Origin of the sequence: Colwellia piezophila ATCC BAA-637 (assembly GCF_000378625.1) — a bacterium.
Classification (GTDB): Bacteria; Pseudomonadota; Gammaproteobacteria; order Enterobacterales; family Alteromonadaceae; genus Colwellia; species Colwellia piezophila.
In genome coordinates, this window is the sequence record NZ_KB905166.1 from 235,504 (window position 1) to 261,059 (window position 25,556).

At 39.4% G+C, this 25,556-nt stretch carries 27 protein-coding genes; 4 read left to right on the forward strand and 23 right to left on the reverse strand.

What is annotated here, in order from left to right; translation table 11 throughout:
- Positions 1–53 precede the first annotated feature (53 nt).
- Positions 54–1,841: a nitrilase-related carbon-nitrogen hydrolase gene (locus tag F580_RS0113150; RefSeq protein WP_019028199.1), complete on the reverse strand. Its 1,788-nt coding sequence runs from the start codon at positions 1,839–1,841 to the stop codon at positions 54–56.
- Between the two features lie 277 nt (positions 1,842–2,118).
- Here F580_RS0113150 and F580_RS0113155 point away from each other — a divergent pair, with 277 nt between their 5' ends.
- Positions 2,119–3,207 carry a class I SAM-dependent methyltransferase gene (locus F580_RS0113155; RefSeq protein ID WP_019028200.1) on the forward strand — a complete coding sequence of 363 codons (1,089 nt, stop codon included), beginning with the start codon at positions 2,119–2,121 and terminating at the stop codon, positions 3,205–3,207.
- Between the two features lie 179 nt (positions 3,208–3,386).
- On the opposite strand, the gene F580_RS0113160 is transcribed toward F580_RS0113155, so the two are convergent.
- The 19 genes from F580_RS0113160 to F580_RS24535 form a co-directional block, all read right to left on the reverse strand.
- On the reverse strand, positions 3,387–4,616 hold the full coding sequence (locus F580_RS0113160; protein ID WP_019028201.1) for a beta-ketoacyl-ACP synthase: 1,230 nt from the start codon (positions 4,614–4,616) through the stop codon (positions 3,387–3,389).
- Entirely contained in the window at positions 4,616–5,341 is a 726-nt protein-coding gene (gene fabG, locus F580_RS0113165; protein ID WP_019028202.1) for a 3-oxoacyl-ACP reductase FabG, read from the reverse strand. Before fabG ends, F580_RS0113160 begins: the two co-directional genes overlap by 1 nt.
- An 84-nt stretch (positions 5,342–5,425) precedes the next feature.
- Positions 5,426–5,884: a hotdog family protein gene (locus F580_RS0113170; RefSeq protein WP_019028203.1), complete on the reverse strand. Its 459-nt coding sequence runs from the start codon at positions 5,882–5,884 to the stop codon at positions 5,426–5,428.
- Positions 5,877–7,106: a beta-ketoacyl-ACP synthase gene (locus tag F580_RS0113175; RefSeq protein ID WP_019028204.1), complete on the reverse strand. Its 1,230-nt coding sequence runs from the start codon at positions 7,104–7,106 to the stop codon at positions 5,877–5,879. The genes F580_RS0113170 and F580_RS0113175 overlap by 8 nt, the downstream gene beginning before the upstream one ends.
- Before the next feature lie 5 nt (positions 7,107–7,111).
- Positions 7,112–7,663, reverse strand: coding sequence for a DUF3261 domain-containing protein (locus tag F580_RS0113180; protein ID WP_019028205.1), 552 nt, complete (start codon positions 7,661–7,663; stop codon positions 7,112–7,114).
- On the reverse strand, positions 7,654–8,913 hold the full coding sequence (locus tag F580_RS0113185) for an NAD(P)/FAD-dependent oxidoreductase (RefSeq protein WP_019028206.1): 1,260 nt from the start codon (positions 8,911–8,913) through the stop codon (positions 7,654–7,656). Before F580_RS0113185 ends, F580_RS0113180 begins: the two co-directional genes overlap by 10 nt.
- Complete coding sequence (locus tag F580_RS0113190) at positions 8,910–11,195, reverse strand: MMPL family transporter (RefSeq protein ID WP_019028207.1); 2,286 nt, start codon at positions 11,193–11,195, stop codon at positions 8,910–8,912. Before F580_RS0113190 ends, F580_RS0113185 begins: the two co-directional genes overlap by 4 nt.
- 8 nt (positions 11,196–11,203) lie before the next feature.
- A complete protein-coding gene (locus F580_RS0113195) occupies positions 11,204–11,881 on the reverse strand; it encodes a LolA family protein (protein ID WP_019028208.1) in 678 nt (225 codons plus the stop codon).
- Positions 11,881–12,306, reverse strand: a complete 426-nt coding sequence (locus tag F580_RS0113200; RefSeq protein WP_019028209.1) for an acyl-CoA thioesterase — start codon at positions 12,304–12,306, stop codon at positions 11,881–11,883. The genes F580_RS0113195 and F580_RS0113200 overlap by 1 nt, the downstream gene beginning before the upstream one ends.
- On the reverse strand, positions 12,299–13,840 hold the full coding sequence (locus F580_RS0113205) for an HAL/PAL/TAL family ammonia-lyase (RefSeq protein WP_019028210.1): 1,542 nt from the start codon (positions 13,838–13,840) through the stop codon (positions 12,299–12,301). The genes F580_RS0113200 and F580_RS0113205 overlap by 8 nt, the downstream gene beginning before the upstream one ends.
- Positions 13,837–14,823 (reverse strand): lysophospholipid acyltransferase family protein, encoded by a 987-nt coding sequence (locus F580_RS0113210; RefSeq protein ID WP_019028211.1) that lies wholly within the window; start codon positions 14,821–14,823, stop codon positions 13,837–13,839. The genes F580_RS0113205 and F580_RS0113210 overlap by 4 nt, the downstream gene beginning before the upstream one ends.
- Complete coding sequence (locus F580_RS0113215) at positions 14,823–15,554, reverse strand: glycosyltransferase family 2 protein (RefSeq protein WP_019028212.1); 732 nt, start codon at positions 15,552–15,554, stop codon at positions 14,823–14,825. The genes F580_RS0113210 and F580_RS0113215 overlap by 1 nt, the downstream gene beginning before the upstream one ends.
- The gene (locus tag F580_RS0113220; RefSeq protein ID WP_019028213.1) at positions 15,551–15,973 is read right to left on the reverse strand and encodes an ApeI family dehydratase; all 423 of its coding nucleotides are present in this window, start codon (positions 15,971–15,973) and stop codon (positions 15,551–15,553) included. The genes F580_RS0113215 and F580_RS0113220 overlap by 4 nt, the downstream gene beginning before the upstream one ends.
- Positions 15,966–17,411, reverse strand: coding sequence for an AMP-binding protein (locus F580_RS24530; protein WP_019028214.1), 1,446 nt, complete (start codon positions 17,409–17,411; stop codon positions 15,966–15,968). Before F580_RS24530 ends, F580_RS0113220 begins: the two co-directional genes overlap by 8 nt.
- Positions 17,404–17,967 carry a COG4648 family protein gene (locus F580_RS0113230; RefSeq protein WP_019028215.1) on the reverse strand — a complete coding sequence of 188 codons (564 nt, stop codon included), beginning with the start codon at positions 17,965–17,967 and terminating at the stop codon, positions 17,404–17,406. Before F580_RS0113230 ends, F580_RS24530 begins: the two co-directional genes overlap by 8 nt.
- A gap of 48 nt (positions 17,968–18,015) precedes the next feature.
- Positions 18,016–18,264 (reverse strand): acyl carrier protein, encoded by a 249-nt coding sequence (locus F580_RS0113235; protein WP_026301430.1) that lies wholly within the window; start codon positions 18,262–18,264, stop codon positions 18,016–18,018.
- A 14-nt stretch (positions 18,265–18,278) separates the two neighbouring features.
- Entirely contained in the window at positions 18,279–18,533 is a 255-nt protein-coding gene (locus tag F580_RS0113240) for a phosphopantetheine-binding protein (protein WP_019028217.1), read from the reverse strand.
- Positions 18,514–19,287 carry a lysophospholipid acyltransferase family protein gene (locus F580_RS0113245; RefSeq protein WP_019028218.1) on the reverse strand — a complete coding sequence of 258 codons (774 nt, stop codon included), beginning with the start codon at positions 19,285–19,287 and terminating at the stop codon, positions 18,514–18,516. The genes F580_RS0113240 and F580_RS0113245 overlap by 20 nt, the downstream gene beginning before the upstream one ends.
- Positions 19,280–20,032 (reverse strand): beta-ketoacyl synthase chain length factor, encoded by a 753-nt coding sequence (locus F580_RS24535; RefSeq protein ID WP_019028219.1) that lies wholly within the window; start codon positions 20,030–20,032, stop codon positions 19,280–19,282. Before F580_RS24535 ends, F580_RS0113245 begins: the two co-directional genes overlap by 8 nt.
- A gap of 390 nt (positions 20,033–20,422) precedes the next feature.
- On the opposite strand from F580_RS24535, the gene F580_RS0113255 reads away from it, so the two are divergent.
- Positions 20,423–21,583 carry a GNAT family N-acetyltransferase gene (locus F580_RS0113255; protein ID WP_157443103.1) on the forward strand — a complete coding sequence of 387 codons (1,161 nt, stop codon included), beginning with the start codon at positions 20,423–20,425 and terminating at the stop codon, positions 21,581–21,583.
- A gap of 58 nt (positions 21,584–21,641) precedes the next feature.
- Positions 21,642–22,298 (forward strand): DUF938 domain-containing protein, encoded by a 657-nt coding sequence (locus F580_RS0113260; RefSeq protein WP_019028221.1) that lies wholly within the window; start codon positions 21,642–21,644, stop codon positions 22,296–22,298.
- Positions 22,299–22,431: 133 nt separating this feature from the next.
- Here the strand turns inward: F580_RS0113260 and F580_RS0113265 are convergent, their stop codons facing one another.
- Positions 22,432–22,875 (reverse strand): hypothetical protein, encoded by a 444-nt coding sequence (locus F580_RS0113265; RefSeq protein WP_019028222.1) that lies wholly within the window; start codon positions 22,873–22,875, stop codon positions 22,432–22,434.
- 266 nt (positions 22,876–23,141) lie between these two features.
- Complete coding sequence (locus tag F580_RS0113270; protein WP_019028223.1) at positions 23,142–23,828, reverse strand: hypothetical protein; 687 nt, start codon at positions 23,826–23,828, stop codon at positions 23,142–23,144.
- Between the two features lie 197 nt (positions 23,829–24,025).
- On the opposite strand from F580_RS0113270, the gene F580_RS0113275 reads away from it, so the two are divergent.
- The gene (locus F580_RS0113275; RefSeq protein WP_019028224.1) at positions 24,026–24,397 is read left to right on the forward strand and encodes a hypothetical protein; all 372 of its coding nucleotides are present in this window, start codon (positions 24,026–24,028) and stop codon (positions 24,395–24,397) included.
- A 225-nt stretch (positions 24,398–24,622) separates the two neighbouring features.
- Here the strand turns inward: F580_RS0113275 and F580_RS0113280 are convergent, their stop codons facing one another.
- Positions 24,623–25,351, reverse strand: a complete 729-nt coding sequence (locus F580_RS0113280) for a hypothetical protein (RefSeq protein ID WP_019028225.1) — start codon at positions 25,349–25,351, stop codon at positions 24,623–24,625.
- Positions 25,352–25,556: the final 205 nt, after the last annotated feature.

Sequence of the window (25,556 nt, forward strand, 5' to 3'; positions counted from 1 at the left end):
CGGATAATAGACTCCTTTAATGGCTTAATCTAGCAAGTTTTAATTGTTTATAATCACTTATCACAAGCAGCAATGGGATGAATTACCGCTTTGGTAATTTTACCGTATTGAAGTTTGACCAGTGGTTGATTGCTATAACCGCGGAATTTAGGTGCCTGCCACTGAGGTAATAAGGCTGACTTAGTGGCAGAATTAATGGTTAAATTAGCAATAAGGCCAGTAGATTTTTGCGCTTTGACTTTGTTTTTACTATAGATGTTGTCGCTAGTGTTATTGGTAGGCCTATCATTAGCAAAGCTTTTCTCACGACTTGCAGCAACGATACAAATTCTATTTTCAGCGGCGAGAGACAACAGGTTGTACTCAACCTCACTTCGTTCTTGAATATCAAAAGCTATCAGTAATACCTGTATACCTTGACGGGCCGCCAAGTCTACGATTTCGGGAATAGTCGCGTCATCACCGGTTAACATAGCAAGGCGGATATTACCTTGCTCTAACGGCAATTCAATAATATTTAATTCATCACCTAAAGTCGTCCATTGATATCTTTGACACAAATGTAATTGTGACTGTTTTGCGATCAAGCCCTGTTCACTTATTAACACCGCTTGATGGTTGCCATTGAGGATTAAACTAGTACATAGGTATTGAAAAGGCCTGAGTACCGAGCTTACTTGTTCAATAAGTTGTTCACATAAGCCAGCAATCTCAGCTCTTTTATCAACATCATTAGTCATGGTTTTATCAGCGATAAAGAATAACTCTGGTAATTGAATAATGTCACTGAGGTTATTTTCAATATAATGACAAACATCTTCAATGGCTTGCTCATTCGACTTGTAGGTGGCAAATATTGCCACATTAGCCGTTATCGGCACGTTACTTTGCTTATCATCAGCCGTCTCACACATCAGCTTTTGATAAAGTTTTTCGCGCCGCTGTTTAATAAAAATCGTACCGTCAGGGCGAATCTTATGGTCTAGCCCCGCCCCGGTAAGGTTAAGTTCGGCAAAAGCAAAACCTTCTTCATTACTCATTAGCTTGGCCTGTACTTTGCCACAAGGAGAAACTATTTGGCTTTGACCTGCGCCAAGATGAATACTGACCTGCTCTGGCTCAAAAGTTACTTGAGCGGTTGCTTGGGGTTTACCTTGAGCAACTAATGAACCAATCTTGTTTGCGGTGATAACAAAGGCGTTATTTTCAAAGGCTCGAGCGGGATCATGAAAGCTAGTTTGATCTAATGCACAGGTGCTGATGGAATTACAAAGTAAAGTAGCTCCACTTAAGGCCAAATCTCGCGCAGCATTAAAAGTAAGACTATCGTTCCCTGATAACAGTCCAATTTTTGCTTCATCCGTGGTAATCACTCCTGTAGTTAGGCTACTACTGATGAAAAATTCGTTTTCTAACTCTGTTAACGCTTGTTTATCTTGTTGGTGAATAAGCTCCCCTAATGGTGAGAATAAACAAGTACAAACACTAATATTTGATTTAACCAAGGCGTCTTGATGTTCACGTACTTTGTCCCGTCTTAAAGTGACGTTGATAACAAGGTAGCAATGATGCTTTTTTGCCTGTGCTGCAATCGCTTTTATAAATTCACCTTCTAACGGTAACGCTTCATACCACGCCTGATTATGATCAATGTAACCAGACTGAAGGTCATTACCCTGAGATTCGTTAGCTAGGGTGTTGCTAAAAAGGCTATTAGAAAATTCGGGCAGCACGATTAATTTTGGTTGGCATGTAGCTGCTTTATCTATCAGTCGAAGGCAAGTTACTAAGTTTTCTTGTGGATTAGAGGAGGTGGCAAATTGAGTAACAGCAACACGCATGATAGATTTTGTTCCAGGTAATTAAAGCGGTTTGAAGGGTGAATACTTACATGGTTGATATTTTACCTTAAAAGCTAGCGCCCAGGTCATTTAAATTTAGTTTAACTGGTGTGTAAATAAGCTTTTAATGAGGCTTAAATTCGACTATTTCACTAGGGTCAATCAATCGAAATATTTTACAATTCAACTGATTTTTCTATTTAATACTATTCAAACGCTATGTTTTTTTACTGTTTAATGACAAAATGAAAGTTCACTTATTTTCTGGTAGTTTTCAATGGATTATTATTCTCATCCCAAGGATATTTCAGCTTTAGACGCAAAATTAGAGGCACAAAAGATAGCCTTTTCCCCGATTGCTTTTCAAGCTGTAATGACTCTTCTCAGAACCGATATTCTCAAGTACATTTGCGATGCGGGTGAACAAGGTGCAACCGCTAAAGAATTAGCTGATAAATCAGAAATTTCAACATACGGTGTCAAGGTATTACTCGATATGGCCGCTTCTATGGGCATTGTCTGGATTGAAAATATTGATCACTATAGACTCGATAAAACGGGGCACTTTATTATTAACGATAAAATGACCCAAGCCAACATCAACTTCACTCAAGATGTTTGTTATGAAGGCATGTTCCACTTAGAACAAGCCATTCGAACAGGCACACCCTCAGGCTTAAAAGTATTCGGTGATTGGCCGACAATATATCCGGCATTAACCTCATTACCAGAAAAAGTTAAAAAAAGTTGGTTTGAGTTTGATCATTTTTACTCAGACCATTCATTTCCCGAAGTACTGCCGATTATTTTTGAAGATAAGCCAAAATGTATCTTAGATGTCGGTGGCAATACCGGTAAGTGGACCTTGGCATGTTTACATCATAATAAAGATGTTCGTATGGCTATTATGGACTTACCACAGCAATTAACGGTACTTCAGAAGAACATTGCCGATCAAGGTATGCTTGATCGCATTGAAGTACACCCAACGGATTTACTGGCTAAAGATGCGCCATTTTATCAAGGCGCTGATGTTATCTGGATGAGCCAGTTCTTAGACTGCTTTTCAGAAGACCAAATCCTTGAAATTTTAAAGGGCGCAGTGAAAGTCATGAGCCAAGAGTCTAGCTTATTTATTATGGAGACTTATTGCGATAGACAACGATTTGAAGCCGCTACTTATTGTATTAACGCAACCTCACTTTACTTTACCGCGTTAGCCAATGGCAATAGCCGTATGTATCACTCGGGTGATTTCATCAAGTTGATTCAAAAAGCAGGTTTGTATGTAGAAAAGGATATTGACGATATTGGCTTGGGCCATACCTTGTTCAAATGTCGTAAGAATATGCGATTAACCGACTAAGTAAACCAAGCTTTATTATTAAGGCGCACCGCCTGTTTAGGTGCACCGCCTGTTTAGGTGCACCGCCTGTTTAGGTGCACCGCCTGTTTAGGTGCACCGCCTGTTTAGGTGCTTAGTTGTTTTTGCATTTATTTAGCACTAAATACAAAAACAACAACAGCATCATTTAGCCAATAAAGTTAACTATCCTGCCAACGCTTAAAGATCAGTGAAGTATTGATACCACCAAAAGCAAAATTGTTGCTCATAACATAGTTGGTATTTAACTCTCTTGCCTGCCCTTTAATATAATCCAGTGGTGCACAGTTACCATCAACATTATCAAGATTCAACGTTGGCGCAAACCAGTTATCATTCATCATATTAATACTCGCCCACGCTTCAATAGCACCGCAAGCTCCCAAGGTATGCCCTAAGTAACTTTTAAGTGAGCTAATCGGGATCTCGCCAAAGGTATTGTGAGTTGCGATAGACTCGGCAATATCACCTTTTTCAGTTGACGTGCCATGGGCATTAACGTAACCAATATCTTGTGGTGATAATTGCGCATCTTCTAAGGCCAAACGCATGGCCTTTTCCATGGTTTTAGCCGTAGGTTGCGTTACATGTTTGCCATCTGCATTGGTACCAAAGCCGACTAACTCAGCTAAAATCGTGGCGCCTCTTGCCTGTGCAAACTCAAGCTCTTCCAGGATAAAAGTACAAGCACCCTCACCTATAACTAAACCATCACGGTCTTTTTCAAAAGGACGCGGACTCGTTTTCGGCGCGTCATTTTTTAAACTAGTGGCAAATAACGTATCGAACACCGCGACACTAGATAAACATAATTCTTCTGCACCGCCAGCTACCATGGCTTTTTGCTTACCAAATTTTATCGCTTCATAGGCATAGCCAATACCTTGTGATGACGAGGTACAGGCGGAGCTTGTGGTAATCGTTCTGCCGGTTAAGCCAAAAAACACCCCGACATTAACCGGTGTGGTATGCGCCATCATTTTAATATAACTGGTCGCTGTTATACCATCCATATTGTTATCTTTTAGTAAGTCGCCAAACGCTGGAATAGGCTCAGGTGAGCCCATACAAGAGCCATACGAAATACCCATATCGCCGCTTGTTAAGAGGTCGCTGCCAATTAATCCCGCTTGACTTAACGCCTCTTCAGTCACTTGCGTCGCCATGATCGACACCTTGCCCATAGAGCGTATTTGTTTACGTTTGTAATGACTAGGCGTTTGGTAATGAGGGACTGGAGCCGCTAGGTTAGTATTTAATCCTGAAACTTGACGCCAATCAGGCATATTAACGACAGCATTCTCACCTTTATCAAGGGCTGTTTTAAAACTTTGCCAATTATTACCTAAAGCGGTAATGGCTGAAATACCGGTAATGACAACTCTTTTCATTACGCTAACCCACCATTAACAGAGATGGTTTGACGGGTAATATACGCGGCATCCTCTGACATCAAAAACGACACGGTGCCAGCAACTTCTTCGGGTTTACCCATACGTTTTAATGGGATCATTTTCAATATTTCAGTAACCGGTACTTCTTCAGTCATGTCGGTATCAATCAAACCCGGTGCTACACAGTTCACGGTAATTTTTCGTTTTGCTAGCTCTAATGATAAGGCTTTAGTCGCGCCAATTAAGCCGGCTTTTGCCGCGCTATAATTAACTTGGCCGCGGTTGCCTATAAGACCCGAAACGGATGAAATTGTGACTATTCGACCGCCTTTTCGCGTTTGAATCATCGGCATCACTGTGGGATGGACTACATTGTAAAAACCATCTAAGCTAGTTCTAATGACACTATCCCAATCATCACCGGTCATTGCTGGGAAAGCCATATCTTTGGTTAGGCCTGCATTACATACCACGCCATAATAAGCGCCATTTTCAGCGATATCATCTTCAATGATCGCTTTAACTTGTGCTCTATCACAGACATCAAATTGTAAAATGGTTGCCGTGCGACCTAGCGCTGCTATTTGCTTAGCCGTTTCTTGTGCTCGGTCAATACTACTAAGACAATGCACAACGATATCAAAGCCATCTTTTGCTAACCGTAACGCTATTGACTTGCCAATGCCCCGACTAGAGCCGGTCACTAATACTCTTTTACTCATCTTATTTTATTCCTTACTTATTTCTTCGCTAGGTTCTAGCTAGGTCTTAGTGAAACCTTTACTCAACTTTAGCTAAGCCTAAACTTACACCAACTTACCTGCTACATAAGCGTCTGGATCAGGGGGTAAAAAGACATTGACTTGCGCACTGCTAATAACGCCTTGATGGTTTGAAATTTCACAACTATAAACGCCCAATCCTGATGTTTCTTTGTGTAATTCGACTATTTTGACCTTTAAATGACAACCTTTGTCGAAGTAATTTTGTTTTTGTATATATTTCCTAGTGCCTAAAAGAAAACCTATTTGCACCGGTTCCCCTTGCTCAAGTGCTTTAGCGCCGGCAAAAGCGGCAATGGATTGCGCCATATATTCAATACCAATATAAGCGGGCACACCCGAATTTTCAGCTTGATAAAAGGCTGAGTTTTCATTTATATCAAGCCAACAGGTGGCTGACTCTTGGTTAAACTCATCTAAGCCGCCAATTAAAATCATCGGCTCTCGATGTGAAATAAGCGCGCTAATGGGATATTTATTCACAATTTTTTCCTAAAACTTTTCCTACTCTTTTTCCTAGAATAAGGCTTATATTACTGCCACCAAAGGCGAATGAATTAGATAAGCATAGTGATAAATTATCAAGCTTTTCACCCGAGCTTACTTTAAATTTACTCAGTGTAGGGTCAATATCGCCATTGTTTTTATTAGCAGGAATGAGAAGGTTAGTATTGAGATCGCTCAACAGTAACCAAGTTAAGCCCGCCTCGATTGCCCCTGCTGCCCCTAAAGTATGGCCGGTAAACCGCTTGGTTGAACCCGCCGAAACCGATTGCTGACAAAACGCGGCCACCGCCTTAGCTTCCATATCATCATTTTTGGGTGTACCCGTGCCATGTAAATTGAGATAATCTAATTGTTGGACATCAATATTTGCAGAGTTTAGCGCTTTTTTCATCGCAGCTAAAGCGCCAACGCCATTGGGCTCAGGCGCTGAGACATGATAAGCATCCGATGACTCCCCCACAGATAACAGTTCGATATCAGCGGGCTTTTGGCTCATAACAAATAGCGCAGCACCTTCACCCAGATTAATACCGTCACGTTCACTGCCAAAGGGATTACAATAAGTTTGTGCAGTCGACTCAAGCGACTTAAAACCATTACATGGTAGTTGGCTTAAGGTATCGACACCGCCACAAATAACAATATCTGCCAAGTCACATTCGAGGATCATTTTCGCGCTAGATAAAGCTTTAGCGCTAGAGCTACACGCCGTAGAAATGCTATATACCGGCCCTTGAGCATCAAGTTTACTGGCGATAAAATCTGCGGGTGCAATCATTTCTTGGCTCGAATAATGAAAATCTATCGGCATAACCCCTGACGCTAAATGCGATTTTCGCGCTTGTTCCCCCTCTAATATGCCTGAAGTACTGGTACCTATCACCACAGCGATACGAGCAGATTTTATTTGAGTTTTTAAAGCCGTTATTGTTGGCATGATTTGCGTTAAAGCGGCTAGTGCTAATTGATTATTTCTGCTATCAAAGTGTTCTTTTTCGTTCGCTAAACAAGGTAATTCAGCGTTGACTTGGCCGACATACAAAGCTTGCCCATCGACAAGCAGATTGCTGTTCAAGCTTAAAAACTCTGCATTGCTTTGTTCAGCATTCGTTGACGCTATTAAATTTGTCAGTACACTGAGTTTATCTTTACCCAGCGAGCAGATAATACCTAAATCATGGAGGCTTGAGGTCAACATTACTTTTACTCTACCGGTGAAATGGTTAACTGGTAACCACGTTGAAGGTGTCGAAAACTAATGTTATCGCTGCCTTTGTTTATACGAATCACGACCTTGCCTTTTGATTCTATAACGCGTTCTTTGCCCTCATGGTGCTCAACTATCTTGGCGCCAATGATTGCTTCATTTAACTGCTTTACTGGCCAATACACTAATTGAATATCTGAAATGATATAAGCAAGCGGTAACATATCAACTTCAACATACTTTTTTTGTTGCAGCGCTTGCCCTTCAACAAAAACCAAGGAAAACAAAGGTAAACCTTGCGGTGATACAGCCACTAAGTTAAGGCCTTTTTCTGTTAACTCTAACCGTGTAAGTAGCTGATTAACGTTACCGTTATGAGTAATCGTTAACAGTTGCTGTTTTGAATGATTGACTAGTGTGCTATCTGGAGCGGTTAATTGTAGTGTCACACCTTGTGCAATATCAATCTGGTTAAGGCTCACATTTGAAGTGGCACTACAACCCGAAAGTATCAACACCCATACCGCGATAAATAATTTTACTGACATAACTCTACCAATGTTTTAAAGCGTCTTTCACTTTGCGCGACGTACGGATTTTTTTGATCCCAAGCGTAACCCGCTAAAATTGAACTAATCATACTTTTGACTGTTGTCTCTTGCTCTTGGTAAAAAATAACGTCTTGAAAACCAGACTCATACCATGAGTTTACAAAGGTTTTAAAACAATCAACGCCCTTTTTAAGTGGCACAGCAAAGCTTTCTTCAAAATCAACGGCTTCTCCGTCAAGATATCGCAATACCTGTGGCGCGATTAATACCGCAGAGCAAAGTGCGATGGTGACACCAGAAGAAAATACCGGATCAAGAAACTCTCCAGCATTGCCTAGTAAAGCATAATTCTTTGCCGCTAAGTGGGTGACGTCTGCCGAGTAACCGCCGAGTGTATTAACCTCATTCGGCCATTCTGCATTTTTTAAGATATCACGTAAATTAGGCGCCGCATGGACAAAGTGTTTTAAAATCACTTCAGGACTTTCGTAACCAGAAAACTGTTCAGGTTTACCGACCACGCCAATACTGGAGGTGCCGTCTGAAAAAGGGATTAACCAATACCAGATATCTGAATTATTAGGATTAACCGTGATCAAAATTTTATCGCGATCAAACTTAACCGCGTCACTACTGCTGTCAGTTTCACAAGCAATGTTGTCTTTCACATGGGTGAAATAGGACTGACGTGTTGGTAGATGTGATGGTTTTTCTAAACCTAACATTCGCGGTAAAACACGCGCAAAGCCGCTGGCATCAAGCAAAAACCTAGCTTCTACTTGGTATAAATTCCCTTGTTCATCTAATACTTCTAATAACGGGCATAAACAATCAACAGCAACCGTTTTAACTTCATGACCAAACCTAATTTCAGCTCCCGCCTGGGCAGCGCCATCCGCTAATATTTTATCAAAACTTGCGCGTTTCACTTGGTAGGTGGTACCCGGCCCTTTGGAGAATTTTTCGGTAAAGTCAAACTCAGTATATTGCCCTTGTTTATGAAAAGCCGCGCCATTTTTGAACTGAAAACCATTAGCCGCCGCGTGATCGTGCACCGTCTGCTCTAAGCCCGCTTGGGCTAGAAATTCCATACACTGTGGTAACAAACTTTCGCCAATTGAAAATCGAGGAAAATACTGTTTTTCAAGTACCAGTACACTACGCCCGGCACGAGCAAGCATCGCTGAAGCTACAGCGCCAGAGGGACCTGCACCAATAATAACCACATCAAAGTTTTCTTTTTTCACAAATTTTCCTTATTTACCACAGACAATGGAGCCAGTATAAAAATACTCACTATGCCTAACATTACTGTCAATCCAAAACTATACACCGCAGGAGTTTTACTAAAGACCAAAACACCAAAAACAAATAATGACGAAAGTGCAGACAAGGTTATTGCCAGTACATTGGATTTATTAGTACCTCGGTATTGATAAAAGATCAAATAATCAATGGCTAAAGCTAAAATCAACATCATGGCAAGTACATTGAATAAATTCAGCGGCCCTTGAATGGCATAGCTTAGCACTAATGCAATTGAGACGGATAAAACCAGTGCTAGGCTTTGATTAAATGCGGCCTTAAAGCCAAATTTAGCCAATATCACCAATGAGAAAATGATTAATGCGAACATGAACCAAGCCAATAAGCTCTGCCTTGACTGTGACATTATCTGTGAGATGTTTTCTGCTTTATCAAAGGCTATCAATTGCCCGTTGAAGTTTTCGGTAATGTCCGTCAGATGCGCAGCCGAAATATTTGATAACTGTAACAAGGAGACAAACTGCTCATTATCACCCTCCAGGCTTAAGCCAACATATAAAAACGGCAATACGTAGGGCGCCAACACTGAATGTTTAATGGCTTGATAAGTAAGTATTGTCGAAGGGTTAAAGGTAACAGTTAAACCCGTTGCTTGCTCCCATAAGGTAAATATGGCATGACTTTTAGCAAGGTCAAAACGTTTACTATTTTCATGTTGTTGCAGCTTAGATGGTAGCCAATCACTGATAGCAACGACTTTGGTATGGGTATTAGTATCGCTATTTAACTCAAACACTCGTCGGCGAACGGCTTCCTCGGTCTGTAAAACGTGTTCGAGACTCGATGCTAATATGAAAAATCGCTTTGTCCCTTGCTGAGATAAGGCTTTTTGGTGAAAGGCTTCATTAGCGATAAGCCTGGCGCTACTGCCGTTAAGATCGGCAATACTGTCATTAAATTTTATCGGAAATAATAAACAGGCCGTCAACACGACAGTGCTGATGGTAATCAACAAGCCAACTCTGCGACGTTGCATCCGATGAATAAGATTAATTAATTGCCTTAATCGCTGGTCTAATTGTCGGTCTACTTTTGAATGATTAAATCTTTCATTTGAAAGTGCGATAGCTGGCACTAAGGTAAAGACACAAAACATTGCGCCGACTAAGCCGGCAATAATAAAAGTAGCCACTTGACTCAAAAAGCTTACCGGCGCGAGGGTCAGTAACAAATAACCTAATGCGGTAGAAATAAAACCGAGCATAATAGATTTCTTTACTGTCGCCAACGACGCTTTTTTATTGGTCAGTTCGGTTAAAACATGAAAACAATAATCAATAGATATGCCGATAAGTGTGACACCAAACACTAAGCTAATGATATGAACACTGTCGAATAACAAAGCCAGGGCAATAAAGCCATACAACACCGCATTCGCAATGGTAAGCGATACCGCTAACAGCGCTTTTTTCGTTCTAAAGACCAAATAAACCATCATTAACATGGCAAGTAGGCTCAGACCACCAAAAAACGTCATTTCAAACTGTGCTTGGCTTGAGTTCTCCGCGGTATGAAATAGCACTCCTGAGTACTTCACATTCGTCTCGATAAAGTTTGACTCCACCTGATGAATAACCGATTTTATTTCACTTGCTAGTGTTATTGCCTTGTTTACATTGAGTGCATCACTCTCAATATTAAAAATGATAAAGAAGGTTTTCTCACTATTTAGTCGCGTCTTCGCGACTAATCGACCCTCATCAAGTATCAGTGCATCATTTTGACTAAATGCTTGTTCAACAAATGCCGCGGTCGCTAAACTGGGATCTTGGCCGATTGATGCATTAACAAAAGGGTTTACTACTTCAGCAAGCTTCTTGCTAGCGAATAAGCTATAGCCTTGTTGACTCGTTAATGCCTTCGATAAGTTATCCGTCAGCAGGTAGCCTTGGTATGGCAGATAGAATTGCACAGCCTTCGCTAAATCGACGTCGGTCGACTTTTGATTAAACCAAGGTTCTACTTTTGCTAAGGAGAGGAATTCATCATGAGCTAATTGAGCTTGTTTGCCTGAAAATGAAATAAAGACATGAGTTTTATTGTTGTCAAAGAAGTGTGTTTCCGCATCTTGTAACACCGTTTGCGCATTTTGCGGCAATAGTGTCAAAATATCAGCTTGAAACTTTACTTTGCCAGTAACCAACAACAAGATAAGTAATGTTATCGCCACTAACCCTTGAATAAGTCCAAGTTGATGTTTCATACTCTTCCTTATTTGTCGTTATAAGACTGGGTATACGACATTGATATTTCGGTTCTATTCATATTGGTATCATATAATACCAACGAATCCACGTTGCTTTCACCACATAAGATGATTTGTTCAATGAATGTTCTCATTGACGCTTGTATTGGTTTTAACGTCACACAGTGCGCTGACGTTTGATCGCCATAGAAAGTAAACTTACTGGTTAAGCCGGCAAAGTCACCGCCTATCAGGTCACGTAATAATATGGCAATACTCGCGGCTTGGGCTGGCGCCTTTTTAATACCTGAGCTGTCTTTAAAGTAAAGCTGATCGTTTTTAAATATAATCGCGCTATCTATTGGCTTGAGTGTTTGCCAAATAAATTGCTCTGCTGATATTTCGAAGCTACCGGTAGATAAAAAAGGATTTTTTAACACGGTAAAGTATTTCTTTTGTATGAAGTCACCCTGGTGATTATCAATACCGCCGCCTTGAATATTTAAGCGTTGTTCTACTTGTTCAATGGATAACGCTGACAGTTCATTTTGCTCGGTTTTTGCTTTGGCACTATCGGCTAAAACCGAATTAATTGGCAGCATAAATAAACTAAGTCCCACCACCCTAAGCCAACTTCCCTTTATGCCTTTAGCGCTTAAAGGTTGGCTTAGTTTAAACATTACTTTCGTCATAAAAGTACTCATTAGAGCACCTTCGCCAGTTTATCTAATAAGACTTTAGGACTGGTATATTGCATTTCCTGACTACTTTTCTCAACAGCGACTTGTACCGTGGTTGCTTTGGTCAATTTCTCACCGGTTTTGGCATCAGTAATGACATAATCTATCTTCAAACGCGTTTCATATTCTTTCAAATAAGCAACCACCTTCACCACCTGGGTAAATGCGGCCGAGCCAATGTACTTAATACGCATATCAACTATGGGCCATAAATAACCTGACTCGTCCATGGCAAGGTAATCGTAATCAAATTTTCTTAACAATTCACATCGCGCCACTTCGATATAGCGGGCATAATTACCATGCCAAACAATTTGCATTGGATCGCAATCATGAAATGGTATTTCAATGTCTACTTCTGCGCTTAACAAGGCATTTTTGCTATTCATAAAGTTTCCAACGCTGTGTTTGAATGGCGTCAATGGTATAACGTAAATCGGCTTCTAATGGTCTATCTTCCACCAAGGTTTCAAAGTTTTTGGCAACATCGTCATACATCGCCATTAAATTCGGCGATAAGGTATCGTGGTTCAGCTCACCACTGGTAATGCGAATCCTAACCGCTTGTACCGCAGCCAATAAGGTGCTCGCTAGTACTTGCTCGGTTAATTGCATCACCCGTAAAGCATCTCTAGCGGCTATGGTGCCCATACTCACTTTATCTTGATTGTGACACTCGGTTGAGCGAGAAAATACACTGGCTGGCATGGTTAATTTTAAAGCTTCCGCGGTATAAGCTGAGGCACCAATTTGTACCGCTTTAAAACCATGGTTTATGTATCTACGTTCATCACAGCTTGCCGATAAGTTTGACGGTAAGCCATTGTTATAACGAGTATCAACTAAAGAGGCAATTTGCCTATCCGCTAAATCAGCTAAGTTAGCAACAACCGTTTTCATGCTATCCATAACCATGGCAATATGACCACCATAAAAATGGCCACCATGTAACACATGCTCACCAATACCATCAATTATCGGATTATCATTGGCAGAATTGAGCTCGTTTTCAATCATGCTTCTAAAGAACGGCAGGCTGTCTTGCAATACGCCAATAATATGCGGAGCACAACGAATAGAGTAGCGGTCTTGCAATCTATCCGAGTTTCTAGGATGTTCATAATGGTTTAAATCTTGGCGGATCCAAGCGGCAATTTGCCCTTGCCCTGGATGCGGTTTTACCGAAAACAAAATATCGTCGAAATGATGACTATTACCTTGTAACGCTAGGCTAGAGAGAGCGGTAATACGGCTGGCCAATTTGGCTAAATACTCGGCGCGGTCAAACGCTAAGCAAGAAAGTGCGGTCATCACCGCCGTGCCATTCATTATCGCTAAGCCTTCTTTAGGTCTTAACGTAATAGGTGTTAGGCCTTGCTCTAGCATAACTAGAGCACTGGATTTAATTTCGCCTTTAAACATCACATCGCGTTCGCCAATTAAAGCGCCTGCGACATAAGATAGTGGCGTTAAGTCGCCACTGGCGCCTACTGAGCCTTCTTGTGGAATAACGGGAATAATATCTCGGTTGATAAATTCAACTAATAGATTAAGTAATTCCCAGCTAACACCGGAATATCCTTGGCTTAACGAAGCAAGACGCGTAGCAAGTATCGCTCGCCCTTCAGTGCGGTTAAAGGGTAGGCCTAAGCCACAGCCATGAAAGCGGGTTAAATGTAAGGGCAGCTCTTTAACAAGATCTAATGGAATATTCACTGTTACCGAATCACCATAGCCAGTAGTAACACCATAAATAACGCCATCTTCTTTAAGTAGCGTATCTAAAAACTCAATTGCCGAGTTAATTTTCTTGCCAAAATGTGCATCATTACTTAATTCTACTGGAACATCTTGTTTTGAGATTTTAACAATATCTTCTATTGATAACCTATCTAAGCCAAAAATGGCTACTTGCTGACTCACTTACTCTCTCCATTAATTTCTGTACGGCTAACCTGTTCATCTTTTTGCCAAAAGTCATAAAAATTAAACCATTGGTACGGGTACTTTACCGCGTAAAAACTTAGCCGTTGTGCATATTTCTCTACGATACCTTGTAAAACTTGCTGACGATGTTTTCTCGGTAGCGCTAATTTATCGGTTACATGTTCAAAAATCAGCTTAAAGCGTCCTTTTGATTTAATACAAAAAATCCAATAGATTGGGCATTCTAACAAAGCGGCCAATATAAATGGTCCTTGGGCGAACGGTGCTTGTTCACCTAAAAAGGGTGCATAGATTACTCTGCCACCTATGCTGATACTGGTTCTGTCGCCAACAATAACAATGGCCTCGCCCTGCTCGACTTTCTCTTTCAGTGCAACCGCAAGACCTGGGCCCATGTCGCTCACTTCGATCAGATTTACCGTGACTTTATTGTTTACCCGTTCTAATAATTGATTAAATTTCACCGCATTTTCGGTAAAAACTAACACATTAATAACTGTTTCGTTATTTAGGGTATTTAACGCACGACATACTTCTAAGTTACCTAAATGAGAGCCAATAAAAATCCCGCCCTGCTTTTTTTCTGTTAGCTCTTTAATGCCATCTCGGTCGATGTAATCAATATCATGCTTGGTGATTTTACCAAGCCAAGCATCAAGCTTATCAAAAGCGGAATCTGCAAAGCTGCAATGTAACTTTAAACCGTGCCAAAAACTCACTTTTTCTTGGTTACCTTGTTGATAATTTGCCGCTTTATTTAAGAAATCAAGTGAAGCCTGACGGGCGACTTTATTAACCAGATATAAATAACAAACCACCGGAAATAACACCAACCATAAGATACGTCTGCCAACCAGACGATAAAAGCTAAATAAAACTCGCATACCCACAACAGAGCCACGTTCTTCTAGGTTCGACCAATGACTCTTTTTAGCTTGCTTGACTGAAGAGTTAGCCATTAACTGAAGTGGCGTAAAATAAGTTTAGGAGATCTTAATAACATACCAAAAAACAAGCGGGTATGCATCCAGCTTATTCGGACATTATCTTCAATAGCTCTAAAATGCGATACGCCAAATTCAGGATAAATCACCCTTGTTGGCAAGAACTTAACATCGAGCCCTTGCCAATATAATCGCACCATAATTTCCGTATCAAAGTCCATACGCTTGCCGATGTTAACATTGTCCATTAAAGTTATGCTTGGCGCTAGCGGGTAGACTCTAAAGCCACACATACTGTCTTTTAATTGCCATGATAATGTTTCAATATAAACCCAAAAGTGGGTAATAAAACGCGCAAAATAACGAATTTTAGGAATGGAGTCATCGTACACAGGCTTACCTGAAATGAGGGCTCCAGGGTGTTTTTCAGATAAATCGATTAATAACGGCACATCAGCAAGATTATGTTGACCGTCGGCGTCAACTTGAATGCCATATTCAAAGCCAAGTTGAAAGGCATGTCTTAAACCCCTTTGCACAGCCCCGCCTTTACCTTGATTCTCACTAAGGTGAATAAGGGTCAGTAACGGGACTTTATCAACGAGTGTTTCAAAAAGTTGTTTAGCTGAGGCTTCGCTACCATCATTAATCATAATAATGGGTAATTCATACGCCGATAACCTTAAAAGTACGTCTTCAAGTTGATGAGTATGATTGTAATTGGGGATGATAAAGCAATACTTCACGACGTTTCCCCTACCAAAGTGTCACCTGAAAAAGCTTCATCTAACAAAGTTTCTTGTAGTAAGCTTTCTTCTAAAAGAACACGGCCACTTGAGTGTACACCTTTGGCTGAATGGTATTTGAATAAGAATTTGTGATCAGATTTACGCGTTAACGATAATGAAACTATTTGATCAGCATAGATTATTTCTTGAAACTTAAGTATTTCAACCTGTTTAACCACGCTAGAAGCTAAGTTTAAGTATTGTATAGCAAAATTCACCGCCCAATCCAGCTGCACTACGCCTGCAAGGATAGCTATATTAGGAAAATGCCCCTTAAAGTAATCTAAGCTAGCCTGTACTTTAAACGTCAATATCACTCCATTTTCAATGATTTCTTTGGCAATAAATAACGGCTCGGTTTTCAGTAATTTATTCAAACATCTGCTCCAATTCACTTTGTACTAATTTCCCTTGCGAATTATAAGGTAATTCACTGACGTAACGCCATTTTTTTGGTAAACAGACCAATTCAAATTTTCCCAGTAAATGGTTTTTAAGCGCTCGGGTAAATAACATTGCCGATAACTGATGTTGTTTTACTGAACCTAGTGCGGTTAGACTTACGATGGCAAACAAAACATCGCGTTTACCCAATTTTAGGATAATACGTGATTCATTAACCCAAGCATGCTCGTTCATTAGATGCTCCATAGCCGATAAATTAACCCGCTTCTCTTCTAATTTAACATTGCGGTCTATACGCCCGTACAAGATAAACTGTGTTGGAGACGTTAATTCGCCGGTATCATCGAGTAACATTGACGACTCTTGCACCCAAGGGGATTGTAATATCAGTCTTTTACTGTCTTGCGCTTGGCTTAGCGTAATGCCGGTGAATGTTTGCCACTTGGCAGCAGGCAAAGAGTCAACTTGTCGATAGGCAATGCCGCCGGTTTCAGTGCTGCCATAGACTTGCGTGATAGCAATGTTTAACTGTTGCTTAAGAGTAATGGCAACATCATCGACCAGCGCGCCGCCCGATGAAACAATATGACTGAAACACCTTGACTGTTCTACCAGGACATTGTCACTGACCAATCGTTTCAAGAAGGCCGGACTAGAGATTAAAACCACCGGTTGTTCACTGTTTAGTGAGGCGTTAATATGCTCAGGATAGTCAAAAGAATCAGCAATGGTAGCGCCGATAGATAAAGGCCACAGCAAACGAAAAAGTAAGCCGTAAATATGCTGATGAGAGACAGTAGCAATGACTTTGTGGTAACGCGTTATGCTAAAGGTGTTTTGTAATTGCACTAATTCGGCATTAAGTTGTGGCCATGTTTTATTGACAAATTTGGGCTCTCCTGTTGAGCCCGAGGTAGAGAAATAAAGGTTTCCGGCTTCAGGCCAGGTAAAGATACTATTGATATTTAGCGGGCGTAACTCGCTATTCTCCTTAACGATACTGTTAGAATTCGAATCAAGGTTAGCATCAACGTAACAATCACCATCAATGTTAAATTCAGTCGATTCTATACTGGGAATTTGCAGCGCATGATCAACATAACCTGAAAATGCAACGGCGATTTCCGCAAGGGAATTAAGGGTTTCAACTTGGCCATTATTAGGGAAATAAATATCAAAAGACTCTGCACTTAACGCAAATAAGCGGACTGAAAATTGGTAAGTATCCGCATGAAACAAGACAATTTTGAGTGGCTTTTTTGATAGATTATATGCAGCTGCTGTTTGTTTATAGCGGCGAATCCTGGCCCGATAATGATTAATATCAATGACAAAATCGTTAAAGGAGCGGTCGATATTGTTAAACAAAAATAGTCGTTGCGAATTGGCAAGTTTTGTTAAATTAAACACTTTTCTTGTGTCCCGCTTTGACCTTCAAGCGAACTAGCCACTCTACTGACATTAATATGGCCATCAAGATATAAGAAATAAGGCCGTTGTATAAAGTCCACTGCTCTATCGACAAAAACAGTGCCGTGTAAAGGGCGATACTGCCATTGATACAGAAAAATAAACACCATACCAGGGTAACTTTTTCAGTATATTTAACGGCAAAGTCAACAAGGTCAGGCTCTTGCAGTCTGGCTAAGGTTTCAATGACACTAGGTTTACGGTACAAAGAGTAGGAAAATATAGCCAACAGGCCAATATTCATCGCTACAGGGTAAAGTAAAACACCAATAACTTGATCAAATACCACGGTAAAAAGAAGTACTGATATAGCTAAAATAGACGTTAATTTCAACCAAGGGTGTTTGTTTTTGTTGGACGATGCCAATCGCAATGCAAAAATACCCATAAGCACAATGGCAACATAACGCGGCTCAAAATAAGTAAGCCCCGTATAGACAATGATTGGATATAAGATTAGTAGTAGCGCGAGCAGCGCTGTAGTAATTTTTTTCACTTTTTTATTTTTATTTTTATTTTTATTTTAGTTTATTGCTATTACAGGTTATTCGTTCAGTAATTTTGATAATTCATCAATGATATCATTTACCGTTCTAACCCTTTTAAAGGCATCAGGCTCGATTTTCTTACCGGTGAATACTTTAAGTTTAACAACAAGATCTATGGCATCAATACTGTCTAAGTCTAAATCTTCATATAAGTTTGCCGTCAGCGATATATCTTCAGGTTCAATCTCAAAATCATCGATAAATATTGTTGATAAAACGTTGTATATTTCTTCTCTAGATTGCATTTTTAGATCCATTACTACTGGTTTTGTTCAATAAACTCAGACAAACTATTGATTGAGTTGAAATGTTTTTTTGTTTCTTCTGAATTAGCATCGATTTTTATATTGAAGGTTTTCTTGATGGCTAAGCCCAATTCAAGTGCATCAATACTGTCTAAGCCAAGACCATCGACAAACAACGCCTCATCATCTTGTATGTCTTCTACACTCACATCTTCTAAATCAAGTGTTTCAATAATTAACGTTTTTATCTTAGCCTTTAAGTCCGACATGCTTTTCTAATTCCTTATTATAAAATTGCTCAAGTTCACGCGTGTATACCCTCGACAGGAGAGTTACCGGGATTTCATCATGCTTGTTAGGCTGAGGTGCAGCGGACAGCAAGGTCAATTCAACCTGAAACTTGCGCACTGGTACTCGATACCATTTTTCATTTTTTGTTAATGTGGTCGGATTGATCGTTAACTTAAAACATTGGATAGGAGAACCACACCTAATAGCAATGTTTGCAACACCGCGCTTAAATTTGACCGGTTTATTGGGCGTTGTTCTTGTTCCTTCAGGAAACATAATTAAGTTATTTCCTTTTGCCAATGAATCACGACAATCTTCAATCAATTGTTCGGCATTATCATTGCTAATATAACCGGTATTACTAAGAACGCCTCTAATAAAAGGGTTTTTAAACAAACTGGCTTTGACAATACACACAGCATCAGGAATGACTGAAATCAATAATACCACATCTATTAAAGAGGGGTGATTACAAATAACCAAACTGCCGCGAATATTACTGAATTTTCGACGATTTTCCACCCTAAATTTCGATATTTGTGTGATTTGCATAACACCAATAAAGAACTTAATTGCGTATTGTACTGTCTTTCTTGAACGCTGTTGCGCAATCAGAAGATCTTGGCAAAACAACCTTTGTACCGGTAAAACTAACACCGTTAGTATTAGCCCACCCAGCGCAAAGAGACTAAAGCATAAGCCGGTTGCAAATATCCGCCATAACTTATTCATCACATAACCGATCTATTTTCCATTGATGACCGGGCATCATTAAGGTTTTAGGTTTTGAAGGTTCATTCAGCCACCGACAAAATGAAATCGCCTGCGGTAGTTCCATTACGTTGTCATCTGCAGGACTACCAGTCAAACTGCCACTGTTTACTCTCTTGATTGAAAGCCTCTGACCAGTGAAATCATCTTTCGTTAAAATCAAGGCTACGCCATGATCTATTTGCAGTTCATCTGCATAGTGAGCATAGGGACTAGGCAGAGCTTGATCACAATGCACTAACAATACTTGCTCGTGCTGACCTGTTTTTAAACGAATATACGCTTCAACAAGCGCCATCATAAAGGTATCTTGCCCAGCTGACACGGTTGTTGATGCTTGTCTGTTTTGGGTGAAAATAGTAAACAGCCCGGCAATAGCATTGTGAACGGACAAACTAAAAGCGGTTGGTGAAATATCTTCACCCAAGGCTAAATCATGTAACATTGTTGACGTTTTATGCAGATCGCCATGTCGTGATGAAAACACACTAACTAACGCTTGAGTCTCATCTTTAATAACGTCTAAAGCACAGTGCATCGCCAATTTTGCAAAGGGACTAAGACGTCGCCTTTGCATAGGTTTTAACACGGCTAGTTTTGGCAAATCAGCTTTAATAAAAGACTTTTCCTGAAAACCTTCAACGTTAACGACACTGCTTTGAGCTTCAATTATGATTATATTTTTTATATTTACGCAGAAGTCCATACTAGAACCCTTTTCCTAAATGCCCAACATTCTTATACACTTATTCTAAATTATGTAACTTTAGCAATCTACACTGATTTATCGATAATGCTTAATTGGGAGGGATAAATTATTGTTATAAGCTGATTTATTGTTTAATTTGGTTGAATTGTAGCCGCTCAATGTTTCCAATGCATTAACAAGCTTAGCTTTGACAAGGTTAGCTGAAGTCCAGTACCGATAAGTTCAGTTCAGTTAAAAATACTCATTCATTGCTGAGCTCAAATCCACTCAGTATCAAGGTTAATGATGAAAAGCTAAAGCGCCTTAAAGCCAACGGCGAAAAAGAGTAGTTCCCTGCTGATAATTAAAGGTAATATATAAATACCAACGCTAATGAGAAATTACCGATTGAATACCCACCTAAACATTAATTTCATTAACACTATTGGCCAAGTTACTGCCAAGCATTGGCAAAATTTAACCAACTCACCTTGCCCTTTCCTTCAATATGATTTTTTAAATGCCCTTGAGCAAAGCCAATCAGTTACTGCTGAGCAAGGTTGGCAACCTCATCATCTCGTGGCGACAACAGATAATGAAGTGACCGCTGTTATGCCGATGTATTTGAAAAGTCATTCTTGGGGCGAGTATGTTTTTGACTGGGACTGGGCTGAAGCCTTTGAGCGTAATGGCATAGATTATTACCCTAAACTAGTCGCCACCATTCCTTTTACGCCAGTGAGTAGTGATAAGTTACTCTCCGCGCATCTGAAAATAAATGACGTCTTCGCGCCACTCATCGAGCATTGTCAGCAGAAAAATATTAACAGTTGGCATATTTTGTACTGTGATGAAGTTTTAACTGCGTTACCCGAGCATGTATATCAACGTAACACCGTGCAATTTCATTGGTTCAATCGTAGTTATAAAACATTTGCTGACTTTCTCAGTACCTTCACTGCACGCAAGAGAAAAAACACCCGTAAAGAACGGTTATCTATTACTGAACAAGGTATTAAAATCCGGCAATTAAAAAATAGAGAAATTAGCCAACAAGACCTCAAATTTTTCTATTTAACTTATCAACTGACTTATTTAAAACGCGGTCATCAACCTCATTTAAGTATTAAATTCTTTGAGCTATTAATTGCTAGCAAAACAGACAATATTCTGTTGATTATTGCCAGTAATGAGCAAGAAGATATCGCTTGTGCACTATTCTTTTTTGATGACACGCAATTATATGGTCGGTATTGGGGCTGTACTAAACAGGTGAACAACTTACATTTTGAGCTTTGTTATTATCGAGGCATCGAGTTTTGTATTAAAAACCAACTACAAGTCTTTAACCCCGGCACTCAAGGTGAACACAAGATTCAACGAGGCTTTGAGCCGGTATTAACGCATTCTTATCACTGGATTAAGCATCCTGCTTTTAGAACAGCCGTGCAAGATTTTTGTCAACAAGAGCAACAGCAAATGCTCACGTATCAGCAACAATGCCGGCAAATGTTACCTTTCAAACAGGTAACTTTAACAGCGACACCGGTTAAAGCTTCGCCTCCTTAAGTAAGTCGCTTAGCTCGTATAAGAAACATACTAAAACACCTAAAAATAAGAAAACATAATGAACAAACCTTTCTCCCAAGCTTGTGAAAATAATAAACAACCGATTTTGAATGTTTTGACTACCGTGTTCAATAATAGCCAACATGTGTTGGAAATTGGCTCTGGAACCGGGCAACATGCGGTGTTCTTCGCTAAGCACCTGCCCCACTTAACTTGGCAAACCAGTGATTTAGCGATAAATCATCAGGGGATTAATGCTTGGTTAAACGAAAGCACTTTAACGAATGTGCTACCACCTATTGCCGTTGATTTAAATGATACTTGGCCAATATCAACCCTAAGTAAAAGTAATGCTAAGAGTCAGAGCCAAAGCCATAAGAGCCAACAACAACAACTACTACCCTTTGATGGTTTATATACCGCCAATACCCTACACATAATAAGTTGGCCTTTAGTGATCAAGTTTTTTGAAGGCATTGCCGAAATTATGGGCTCTCAAGCACGTATTTGTATCTACGGCCCATTTAATTACCAAGGGGAATTTACCAGTCCAAGTAATGCAAATTTTGATCTCTGGCTTAAAGACCGAGACAGTCAAAGTGGTATTCGTGATATAGAAGCGATCTTAGCATTGGCAGATGCTGCCGGGCTTGATTTTATTGCTGACCATGGCATGCCAGCTAATAACCGTTTATTGGTGTTTTCTAAGCGCTAACAGCTACGTATTTAGTTAAGTGGCCTTTGGCTGGCTTTTCACCTGCAAATGAATTGAGGGCTGTGCAGATAGCTGAGCAGCTTTGCAAGGAACTAGGAGCTAGATTGAACCTATTGAAATACTTGATATAAGACTATGAAAATTCGATTATTTTAATTATTTTAATTTTATTTTCGACTAACTCAATGGTAAATGTTGACCAAATCGAACGTCTTTTAGTTAATGAATATATTCTCACGGTAAATTCACCTTGGTTTGCCGGTAAAAGTTTAAAATCAAAAACAATGATGTTTTCTTTTTGTTGAGATTCCCTTATTTCTTCAATCGACCTATTAATTAAATTAATATACTCTGTTTTATTGAAATAAAGCGTAACCCCTTGCGCACTTGAACCAAAATTTTGTTCTATTTTTATTTTATTTGAAAGATATTTAAATATATTATCTGGTGAGTCTTTTCTTTCTTTTAACATTAAATCACTAAATGCATTTAATTGCGAAAAGTCTAAGGATTTCGCATAAGTTTCAACTGAGACTAAGACAAGTAAAAATAAGACTAATTTAAAATATCTAATCATGCAAAAAACCTAAAGCTATAACAGCTTAATATTGAGAGGAATTTGTAATAACAGTCCATTGTTTTAGCTTACTCCACATTAATATCTCATATTTTCAATTAGCTATAAACAAAATAACTTTTTATTTTTGTTAAATGTATTTTAATTAAACGTCTAGCTTATACATCAAACAATTCTGTTTCATTTTCCTATATATCTAGGGTGAATTTCCCCCAATACTAAGAATCAAATAACAAAATATATTATTAATAAAGTAAGGTATAAGACTACTTAAAGTCTTCAGTTTCAAAATATAAAGGCTTTATCGTGCCGCAATGTAGAAACTTATATTGAAGTTCCGTTTCTTTGGGTACTGGCGATGAAGTGATAAAACGGTTTAAACAACCCGCGGCTAAATCAACGCTTAATATATGGTCGAAGCTAGGTGCTTGCTGAATTCTATGAATGTAAATTCTATAATTTTGTTTTAAGGTCACGACATCATATTCTTGTTGTCTACTGGAAGGCTTAATGTCATCAAAAGTACGTACATACAGTTGCTTATCAAAAGTCAGTGAAATATTTTGGTAAATTAACATGCCGCCTCGCTCAAAATGTCCGGCGTATAAATCAGCCTGTATCACTATTTTCTCGCCACGCATTAGACGTTGTAGATTAAATGGCTTGGGTTTAATGGTAATAAATTGACTATCTCTGACCGTTTGTAATACCGCCAAATCCTTATTATCTAATTGATAGAGTAACTGCACATTATGAGGCTTTTTATACAGCGGTAAATGAGAGGCATAAATACTGGAACCCTGAACGACTAAAACCATGCCATGAACCCCCATATATGAAGGGTCTAAAGGGGGGAGTTCTTTGACTTCATCCTCCGCAATACTCACTGGTGACAATAGAGCTAAGCCTAAAAAGAACACAAAAAACAACATAACCAATAACACTCTTTTCATAGTGAAGCCCTTATTTCACAGTCGGTTTTTATATTATAGTTGCTTTTTCTAACAAAAATATCCAATCGAAATAAGATGTTAAATTTATTTTCCGATTAAATAACTTAAACAGATAAGCGCCCTGAATTTATTTCTGGTTAAACTTATAGAAAATTTTAAGTACAATAGCGCCACTAACACCCTGACCGAAAAGATGTATGGCATTAAAAGTAGATTTAAGACAATTTCTTGACGACAAAGGCAACGAACTAGCGCTAACTGAGCAAGCAAAAAAGGTTTTCAACTTTGTCACTAAAATTGTCTTGTCAGTTTCACAGCAATCGCTTGCACAAGAAATATTTTCCCATACGGGGTTTTCCGATAATATTGAGCAACCGCTCATTGATGTTGATTTAAAATGCAACACCCGAGGTGATGAGCTGTGTTGTTGTGGCCACATTGAAGCTGGCTGTAACACCATCGGCTCAGTTAACACCATAACGTGGCAATGCGATACCTGTGCAGCAGCGGGCACTATCTCAAATTGGCAAGGTAGTCTATGGGACAAACAAAAACGCACAATGCATTAGCAGATTACTGCGTCAAAACCCAAATTCCCTACAAAAGTAGTCATAAGCAAGCTATTTTGGCCATAACCACCCTGACCATGCACAATTAAAAAAATTTACCCGGACAGCCAATTAACGTAAACCGACATGATTGAGTTAGCAAATTACACGCTCAAAAAATATTGACTGCCCTTACTCTTGTACCGTTACTTTCTCAAAAACAATAATCGTGCTGTTAGCTGTTTTTTATTGTATTGGCTTACCTTGATATAAATAATCTGAAAAGCTATCGATTGATGTTTCGTTGATATCGGTAAAGTAAGCAAAACTCCCCTTCATCTTCATTTCATTTTCCTTGGCGAGTATTGCGCCGTCAATATGTAAAAAAGTAAAGGTGAGCGCTAAATCGGTAATGTTGGCGGTGAACATCGGCGAAAAATCAGCATTATTCCAAATCGTTATTTTTTCAATGAATTGTTTATCTTTTTGATAGACCAACTTGCCTTGCAGCTTACCAATAGCATCTTTTCCTAGTTTTTTGATATGAACATTAAACGCCATTACTATATGATGTTCATCATTAGAGACTAAAGACAAACTTTCTTGGTTAATTAACTGCCTTAACGGCAGTTGTGTATTGCCGCCTTTGTTCTTTGTCTTGCTTTGCGCTTGTTTGTTTTTAGTAAATTTCTTAATTTGTTTTTTTGTCGGTAGCTGGCCATTAATTTGGCTAAGCAGCCATGGTTCACCTGCCAGGGGTAAATGGTGTTCAATACTACTTGAAATATCACCCTCCTCGTTTTCGTAGCGAGATATTTTATAGGACCACCGTTCTTTCTTGGTATTTTCAAATTTAATAATAGCGTTATTCACTTGTTCCTTGCATAACGCTAGTTCAGTTGGCGTATTTTGTGTTGCCAGGACGTTAAAGGCGGCAGTAAAGCAGAGCAGTAACAAGCAATAATTTTTCTTCATCTTTGTTCCTTTTCAAATAATAAAATGAAAGTCTAAGCTTCTCGGTGTGAAATAAAGGTGAAACCTGAATAATATTTACCAGCATTAACGCCTCACTTGTTACATTTTTGTAACTAAATATTTAAAATTAAGTTAATATTGAAAGCAGACAATTTACGTAACGACTTTTGAATAATGATGAGTAACGTATTTGAAAAATTAATAA

What these genes read in the sequence shown, in the direction of transcription:
- F580_RS0113235 (WP_026301430.1), bottom strand. Translation starts at nt 18,264, where the DNA reads ATGCAATCTAGAGAAGAAATATACAACGTTTTATCAACAATATTTATC.
- F580_RS0113210 (WP_019028211.1), bottom strand. Translation starts at nt 14,823, where the DNA reads ATGGCTAACTCTTCAGTCAAGCAAGCTAAAAAGAGTCATTGGTCGAAC.
- F580_RS0113270 (WP_019028223.1), bottom strand. Translation starts at nt 23,828, where the DNA reads ATGAAAAGAGTGTTATTGGTTATGTTGTTTTTTGTGTTCTTTTTAGGC.
- F580_RS0113155 (WP_019028200.1), top strand. Translation starts at nt 2,119, where the DNA reads ATGGATTATTATTCTCATCCCAAGGATATTTCAGCTTTAGACGCAAAA.
- F580_RS0113245 (WP_019028218.1), bottom strand. Translation starts at nt 19,287, where the DNA reads ATGAATAAGTTATGGCGGATATTTGCAACCGGCTTATGCTTTAGTCTC.
- fabG (WP_019028202.1), bottom strand. Translation starts at nt 5,341, where the DNA reads ATGAGTAAAAGAGTATTAGTGACCGGCTCTAGTCGGGGCATTGGCAAG.
- F580_RS0113180 (WP_019028205.1), bottom strand. Translation starts at nt 7,663, where the DNA reads ATGTCAGTAAAATTATTTATCGCGGTATGGGTGTTGATACTTTCGGGT.
- F580_RS24535 (WP_019028219.1), bottom strand. Translation starts at nt 20,032, where the DNA reads ATGGACTTCTGCGTAAATATAAAAAATATAATCATAATTGAAGCTCAA.
- F580_RS0113280 (WP_019028225.1), bottom strand. Translation starts at nt 25,351, where the DNA reads ATGAAGAAAAATTATTGCTTGTTACTGCTCTGCTTTACTGCCGCCTTT.
- F580_RS0113265 (WP_019028222.1), bottom strand. Translation starts at nt 22,875, where the DNA reads ATGATTAGATATTTTAAATTAGTCTTATTTTTACTTGTCTTAGTCTCA.
- F580_RS0113150 (WP_019028199.1), bottom strand. Translation starts at nt 1,841, where the DNA reads ATGCGTGTTGCTGTTACTCAATTTGCCACCTCCTCTAATCCACAAGAA.
- F580_RS0113240 (WP_019028217.1), bottom strand. Translation starts at nt 18,533, where the DNA reads ATGTCGGACTTAAAGGCTAAGATAAAAACGTTAATTATTGAAACACTT.
- F580_RS0113195 (WP_019028208.1), bottom strand. Translation starts at nt 11,881, where the DNA reads ATGAGTACTTTTATGACGAAAGTAATGTTTAAACTAAGCCAACCTTTA.
- F580_RS0113190 (WP_019028207.1), bottom strand. Translation starts at nt 11,195, where the DNA reads ATGAAACATCAACTTGGACTTATTCAAGGGTTAGTGGCGATAACATTA.
- F580_RS0113160 (WP_019028201.1), bottom strand. Translation starts at nt 4,616, where the DNA reads ATGAAAAGAGTTGTCATTACCGGTATTTCAGCCATTACCGCTTTAGGT.
- F580_RS0113275 (WP_019028224.1), top strand. Translation starts at nt 24,026, where the DNA reads ATGGCATTAAAAGTAGATTTAAGACAATTTCTTGACGACAAAGGCAAC.
- F580_RS0113175 (WP_019028204.1), bottom strand. Translation starts at nt 7,106, where the DNA reads ATGTTGACCTCAAGCCTCCATGATTTAGGTATTATCTGCTCGCTGGGT.
- F580_RS0113260 (WP_019028221.1), top strand. Translation starts at nt 21,642, where the DNA reads ATGAACAAACCTTTCTCCCAAGCTTGTGAAAATAATAAACAACCGATT.
- F580_RS0113200 (WP_019028209.1), bottom strand. Translation starts at nt 12,306, where the DNA reads ATGAATAGCAAAAATGCCTTGTTAAGCGCAGAAGTAGACATTGAAATA.